At 59.2% G+C, this 6,400-nt stretch carries 5 protein-coding genes and 1 pseudogene; 4 read left to right on the top strand and 2 right to left on the bottom strand.

The genetic code is table 11. The annotated features are described in order from the left end of the window. The first annotated feature begins 538 nt into the window (after positions 1–538). Positions 539–1,339, top strand: a complete 801-nt coding sequence (locus tag AC1D0N_RS23280; protein ID WP_477248070.1) for an alpha/beta fold hydrolase — start codon at positions 539–541, stop codon at positions 1,337–1,339. Positions 1,340–1,359: 20 nt separating this feature from the next. On the opposite strand, the gene AC1D0N_RS23275 is transcribed toward AC1D0N_RS23280, so the two are convergent. Continuing rightward, on the bottom strand, positions 1,360–2,025 hold the full coding sequence (locus AC1D0N_RS23275) for a GDSL-type esterase/lipase family protein (RefSeq protein WP_477248068.1): 666 nt from the start codon (positions 2,023–2,025) through the stop codon (positions 1,360–1,362). A 1,091-nt stretch (positions 2,026–3,116) separates the two neighbouring features. On the opposite strand from AC1D0N_RS23275, the gene AC1D0N_RS23270 reads away from it, so the two are divergent. From AC1D0N_RS23270 to AC1D0N_RS23260, 3 genes are all read left to right on the top strand, one after another. Then, complete coding sequence (locus AC1D0N_RS23270) at positions 3,117–3,470, top strand: response regulator (protein WP_477248066.1); 354 nt, start codon at positions 3,117–3,119, stop codon at positions 3,468–3,470. Positions 3,471–3,516: 46 nt separating this feature from the next. Beyond that, positions 3,517–5,520 carry a sensor histidine kinase gene (locus AC1D0N_RS23265; RefSeq protein ID WP_477248045.1) on the top strand — a complete coding sequence of 668 codons (2,004 nt, stop codon included), beginning with the start codon at positions 3,517–3,519 and terminating at the stop codon, positions 5,518–5,520. 203 nt (positions 5,521–5,723) lie between these two features. Continuing rightward, positions 5,724–6,077 carry a hypothetical protein gene (locus AC1D0N_RS23260; protein ID WP_477248043.1) on the top strand — a complete coding sequence of 118 codons (354 nt, stop codon included), beginning with the start codon at positions 5,724–5,726 and terminating at the stop codon, positions 6,075–6,077. Positions 6,078–6,105: 28 nt separating this feature from the next. On the opposite strand, the pseudogene AC1D0N_RS23255 reads toward AC1D0N_RS23260, so the two are convergent. After that, positions 6,106–6,345, bottom strand: a pseudogene (locus tag AC1D0N_RS23255) (ATP-binding cassette domain-containing protein); the annotation flags it as partial. Between the last annotated feature and the right edge of the window lie 55 nt (positions 6,346–6,400).

Raw genomic sequence — 6,400 nt, 5'->3', positions numbered from 1 at the left:
GTCGGACATGACGAACGTAGTCCTGCTGCGTATGCGGTCCCAGGCCCCGCATCAGCATGTCCTGCTGCATGCGCTGGCGAAGCGGCGTGATCGGAGCATCGGTCGACAGGGTAGCCATGGCAAGTTCCTCTCGTTGAAGGGAACTCCATGGTCGGATCGCGGTCTCTACCCGCTCAAGGCCTATGAATACCGCGCCATCTCAGAACAGGCGACACTCCCGCGAAGCGGGTTCGTGCATGAGGCGCAAAGTTGCCATGTCACCTGTGGGGACGCTGGCAGGCCGTCCGCTTTTTCTGGCAAAGAGCTCTGAACCCCGACGCTCCGGGGCTCGATCGACGTTGGCGTCAACAAGGGCCTCGCGGATGACATTGAATGTGGTCTTGTTCGCGTTATGCTGACCTGATGAATGAGGAAGGTAGCGCGATAGCCGGTTTCCAATGCCGGGCACTCGACACCGATCAAGGGTCGATCTTCGTTCACGAAGGAGGAAACGGGAGCGCCGTGCTGCTTGCTCCATGGCTTTCCGGAAACCAGCTTGATGTGGCACGAGATTGCTCCGCTCCTGGCCGCCGACTTTGCAGTGGTCGTTGCTGACTTGCCAGGGTATGGGCGGAGTGGCTGTCCTGGCGACAGGGGCCGCCACGCTTCAATGTCGAAACGCGCAATGGCAGCGACACTGGTGAAGGCGATGCGCGCGGCTGGTCACGATCGCTTCGCTGTTGTGGGTCACGATCGCGGTGGCCGCGTGGCCTATCGGGCCGCCCTCGATCATCCGGAATGCGTATCGCATGTCGCGGTGCTCGATGTCGTGCCAACGTTTGACGTGTGGGATCGTGCCGATGCGCGCCTGGCGTTGGCGTTCTGGCCGTTTTCGCTGCTCGCCCAGCCAGCACCCCTTCCCGAACGCCTCATATCGGCAGCACCGGATGCCATCTTGAATAATGCTATTTCTGAATGGGGATCCTCGCCGACAGCGTTTCCGACCTGGCTTCGCGAAGCCTATGTCGACGCATTGCGGGAACCTGCTCACGTTCATGCCATTTGCGAGGAGTATCGTGCCGCGGCCGGCATCGACCGTGAAATCGATGAGGCGGATCTCGACGCCGGCCGGCGCATTAACTGTCCGGTACTGGCGCTATGGAGTGATCGAGGAGGCCTTGCGAACTGGTATGATGACGCGGGCGGGCCACTGGGCTTGTGGAGTCGCTGGGCCAACGACGTGCAGGGGCAACCAATATCAGGCGGCCACTTTTTCCCTGAGGAGCAGCCGGCAGTCACAGCCGAGCTTCTCGGAGCCTTTCTGAAAGGCAAACCGTGTTCTTGTGGTGTGTCAGTTTGAAATTTGGCGCGGAGAGGGGTTCAACGCGGTTTCACCTGCGCGAGCAACGCCTCAACCATAGGGAGCATGTTTCTAACAATGATCGCATCCCCCGCTGCATTTGGGTGGTCGTTGTCCGCTTGCAGCAACTCCGGATGCCCAGTCACGCCCTCCTTGAAGTCGGCGTAGAGCAAGTCTCCATGCTTGGTCGCCAGTTCGGAGAACATCTTTGAAAACAGCTCGGCATAATCAGCGTGCCTAAACGAGCAATAGTCATAGGCCGCGGTTCCAACCACAAGCACTGGAACCCTCTTGTCGGCGAGGATATCCAGAAGCTGGTCGAGGTTCGCTCGCGTGTGATCAAGGTCGAGAAGCCCGCAATCGTTCTGTGCCAGTTCGACAAGGACTACTTGGTTTGCAGGGCTCGCCTGCAGGTCAAGGCCGCCTCTCGATTTCGTCAGCCAACGGAGACCCGCCCCGCTGTCGTTTGTGTACCCGACCTCGACAATTGTCGCTGGGTGCCCGGCAGCGTCCAGCGCCGACTTGAGCGTGGCCGCAAATGCGTCAGCCGGGGCTACTCCGTGGCCGTTGATGTAGCTGTCGCCGAGGGTGACGATTGTCGGATGTGCATCCTCGGCATCCACGTTGCCAGCTAACCCCAACATGGAGGAAAGTGCGGCAAGGGCCACAAACGAAACGTCACGCACTTTTGCCAATAGCCTACCTCCCAGCGGGACCATTCGGGGGCTATCCTGGCCTACCTCTGAGCCCGCGATGGATCGTAACAGCAAAATTCTCATATCCCATTGGGCAAATTTCAAACTGAGGCACTCCGTGTTCTTGATTGATTGACGGCTCGGCGGCCGCGAACAGACCGTCGGCTTTTGGTACTAGCTCGTCAGAAGCTGCTGATCCGAACCCGTCGTTCTGGATGCAGTGAAGCGGTCCGCGTGGTGCACGGCGGCGACATGCTCGGCGTCGACTCCCGAGACAAAATGGGCTCGGACAATTCGGTTGCTTGAGGAACAAAATCCCTGACCCGCAATTTAGGACCAGGCGTCGCCACTGGTCGACAGCCGTTATTGGGAGGTTCAAATGGGTCTTTTCGGAAAGTTGTTTTCAAGATCGGCGAGCAAGAAAGCGGCCGACAGCAAAACTGGCGATATGAGGAAGGCGACAGGAGCTGGACCTGCCATAGCCGCACACTCGAGAGACGCCAAATCGACCTCCCCTACGGGAAATAATCCAGCGGCAGCCGCCAAGAAAAAGTAAGCGACCGCTATCGCGGTCAAACGGCCTTGTCCAAACTTGCGACTACAAAGTTCAGCGGCGCCCACAAACCGCGGTCGCTGTGTATCGGATCACCTGTGCCAACCGAAACTGTAGAGTGCGTGTTTCAACATTTCGGTTCCGGCGGCCGCAGGAACTACGGGGCGGAGGGTTGGACCGGGTTCGACGCACTAGAGACGAGATCGCACCGAGCGTGCGCGAGCCGCTAACCGGCTTTGATATTCCTCCCCGCGGACGTAAGGCAGCGGAGCATGTACACCTAAGATCCTAAGATATTTGAGCAACAGGCTCTTCCTTGGCAACTCGCATCGAAGCCAGCCGCCGTCAGGGGAACGAATATTCCTTTTGCGAATTGTTAGCGTGCGCTGACCAACTTCAGGGAGGCCCCAGTGGGCCGCGTGGCATCTTGCTTGGCTTCTTGGAACTCCAATTTCATTCATCACTCTCATCATGCTTTTCGTTCGTAGGATCACCACTGGATTGAGGGCGATCGAAATTGGCAAATGAAATGCCCCTGAGAGTGCTTGTTGTCGAGGACGAAGCGCTCGTCGCAATGCTAATCGAAGACATGTTGATCGAGTTGGGATTCGAGATTATCGGCCCCGCGATGCGCCTTGAGAGCGCGCTAAGAATGGCAATGGACGAGAGTTTCGATCTCGCCGTCCTGGACGTAAATTTGGCCAATGAGCAATCCTTTCCTGTAGCAAATGTGCTTCAGGACCGAGGCATCCCATTCCTTTTCGCCACAGGATATGGTCTGCGAGGGCTGGACGAGCGCTACAAGCAAATCGTGACGCTTCAAAAGCCGTTCGAGTCGCAGCAGCTTGCGGATGCAATCAATTATGTCCTTGCCTGCGAATAGAACGCCCAAAACAGTCTGGGGGAAGTTGCCTCGTCTGTCAGCTCGATTGTATCTGCTGGGCTTGATCACCGCCGTAGTCGTTCCAGTCTGGCTGTTTGCTGCCTATCTCCTGGCCCAATATGCTTTCAACGAACGGGCACGGTTCGACAGCGAGGCTCTGCAGGTAGCTCGTCAAATGTCATTGGTGGTCGAAGGCGAAATCACCAACCTCGCTACAGTGGTCCAAGGCTTGTCCAAATCCTCCTCCATGGCTGGGGGCGACCTCATGGCTTTGCATGTGGAAGCAACGCGCTTGGTGCAGGGCACGCATCGCATCATCTTCCTCCGCGATCTGGGAAAGCAGCAACTGGTCAACACCGGCATACCCTATGGATCGGAGCTGCCGCCCGTTCCTCCACTGTCGACGCCGGATCTAGCCAAACTCAAATCCAATCTGCCCATCGTCAGCAGCGTCTATGCCGCGCCCGACGGATATCGGATCGCTGTTGCAATTCCCGTGCATGGCCCGAAGGGCGAGGACTGGCTCCTCGCCATATCCGTCCCGACGGCTGACATTCGCGACGTCATGATGCCCGCGGTACCTGAAGGCTGGACGATTGGCGTCGGCGATCGCGAGGGCGTCTATGTGGCACGGTCCTCGCTGCACGAGGAGATGACTGGCAGGCCGGGTTTGCCAGAATATCTGGAGAAGGTTGCAGGCCGCTCTGGCACGTTCACCTCGCGAAACTTTCAGGGCGTGACGCTGCTCGCGGGCTATTACCGGTCCGGTGCCTCCAACTGGTTCTACACAGCAAACGTGCCGCTCTCGGTCGTCCAGGCGCCCCTCTGGCGATCTCTGGCAGCGATTGCCGCCCTGGCCCTTGTCGCGATGTTAATCTCTTCCGCACTCGCCTATGTCGTCGGCAAGGGGTTCGCCAAGGCGGCCCGCGATCTGGCGAACCGCGCCGATGCCCTGGGGCACGGCCGACCGGTCAAGGCGATGTCTACCGCGATCTCCGAGTTTGCAGTGATCGCTGACGCGCTTCTCGCCGCCGAGCGCGCACTGGCTGAGCGCGAGTTCGAACTGCAAGCCGTTCTGGAGACGGCACCTGCGGCAGTCTGGTTCACATATGATCCGCAAGCGCGCAAGGTAATACGCAATCGTTTTGCGGCCGAGCTCATGGGACTGCCTACCGACACGCGCAAATCGTTCGGCACTACCGACTTGGTCATCGACACGATCGCTTTGCAAGATGGGCACACCGTGAGCCGGGAAGATCGTCCGCTCAGCAGAGCAATGCGGGGGGAACAAACTGACAACCAGGAATTCGCCTACATTCTTCCGAATGGCGTTGAGCGCACACTTCTGTCAAGTGCGCGACCAATCCGGGCCACCTCTGGCAAAGTTATCGGTGCGGTGCAGGTCAGCCTCGACATAAGTGAGCGCAAGCGCGGTGAAGAACAGCGCAAGCTTCTCGTCAATGAACTCAATCACCGAGTCAAAAACACCTTGGCAGTGGTCCAGTCGATTGCAAGCCAAACCCTCCGCAATGCGACCAGTTTGCCCGAGGCAGGAAAGGCGCTTTCAAGCAGGCTCGTCTCGTTGGCTAAGGCGCACGATATCCTTACGCTGCAAAACTGGAGCGGCGCCGATCTCAGGAATGTCGTCACCGCGGCGCTTTCATCGCATGCAGACACAAGCCGGTTCCAAGTCTCAGGAGACTCGGTGTGGCTTTCCCCCTCTCTGGCGCTGTCGCTGTCATTGGGTTTCCACGAGCTAACTACCAATGCAATCAAATATGGGGCTCTCTCGGGCAAAGACGGAACGGTCTCGATATGCTGGACCGTAAGCGGGAAAGCCGCGCAAAGGGGTCTTCGAATAGAATGGCGCGAGTTGGGCGGTCCGCCGGTTCCCGCTATCGAGCGGAAGGGGTTCGGTACACGAATGCTTGAAAGGCTTCTTGGGCCAGAGTCTGCAGGCAACGTCACGATCACGTTCGATCCGACCGGGCTGGTGTGCGTTTTTGAGGTTAACCTTGAAGAAAGCAGGGAGACCGCCGCGGCTTCGTGAGCTCAGGGCGAAAATGTCCCCGCCTCGGTGCCCGTAGCTCCCAAGGGCAGGCTCAGTGGCCGCGGCCTTTGGGCCCCAGGTGCAACGGAGGAGCAGCGAGGTTGTGTCAGCAGACAATGCGATCGGGTCGCAGACCACCTCCACGAGCCAATGCGCCGGTGTTATGGTGTGCCGGTAGTCGTCAGTCGGCAAGGATATGAGGCATGGCCGCAGTCACCCGCCGTACATTTCTGGCGTTCACCGCCGTTGCGACTGTCGCTGAACCCGCGTTTGCTGAGGGAGAAGATACCTCGTGCCAATTGCGGGCGCTGATCGCAACCCACGCGACGGCCTATGCCGAGCTCCATAGGGTCCATCGAGCTGGCAGCAGCTCGTACAGGCGCAAGACCGCAGACCGAGTTGAAGAGCGAGCATTGCTGGCCATCTGTTCCTATCCCGCGACCAGCAGAGGCGATCGCCGGACCAAAGCCGACTACCTGTTGACTGTCGAGGCCCGGGGCGAACTCGATCTGGAAGAGCACATCCAGGCCATCTTGCACTCGATGATGCAGGGCTGATTGGCTTGAGTTGATGCACGCGGCATGGGACGCTGCCGCCCCTCGGCCAGAGGCCCGCGACGGCCCGCACCAGCGTCGACTTGCCCGAGCCGGATTCGCCGGCCACCAGCACCCGCTCGCCAGGCTCGATTGCGACCTCGGTTTCCTTGACCACGGAGGTGCCGTCGTCGAGCGTGACCGAGAGATTATCGAGGCTGAGGATGGCGCCGTCGTCGGTTTCGCCTCGGTTGATGCGTCCGAGCGCATCGCTCTGTTCCGCGCGCTCCAGCCAACGGGAAGCATTGCGGAACGAAATTGGAGCTGAGCTATTGTTGAAGGCGAAC

Source organism: Mesorhizobium sp. P2_E10, assembly GCF_056404235.1.
This window is presented reverse-complemented; position numbering and strand designations above follow the sequence as displayed.

What these genes read in the sequence shown, in the direction of transcription:
- AC1D0N_RS23280 (WP_477248070.1), top strand. Translation starts at nt 539, where the DNA reads ATGTGGCACGAGATTGCTCCGCTCCTGGCCGCCGACTTTGCAGTGGTC.
- AC1D0N_RS23270 (WP_477248066.1), top strand. Translation starts at nt 3,117, where the DNA reads ATGCCCCTGAGAGTGCTTGTTGTCGAGGACGAAGCGCTCGTCGCAATG.
- AC1D0N_RS23260 (WP_477248043.1), top strand. Translation starts at nt 5,724, where the DNA reads ATGGCCGCAGTCACCCGCCGTACATTTCTGGCGTTCACCGCCGTTGCG.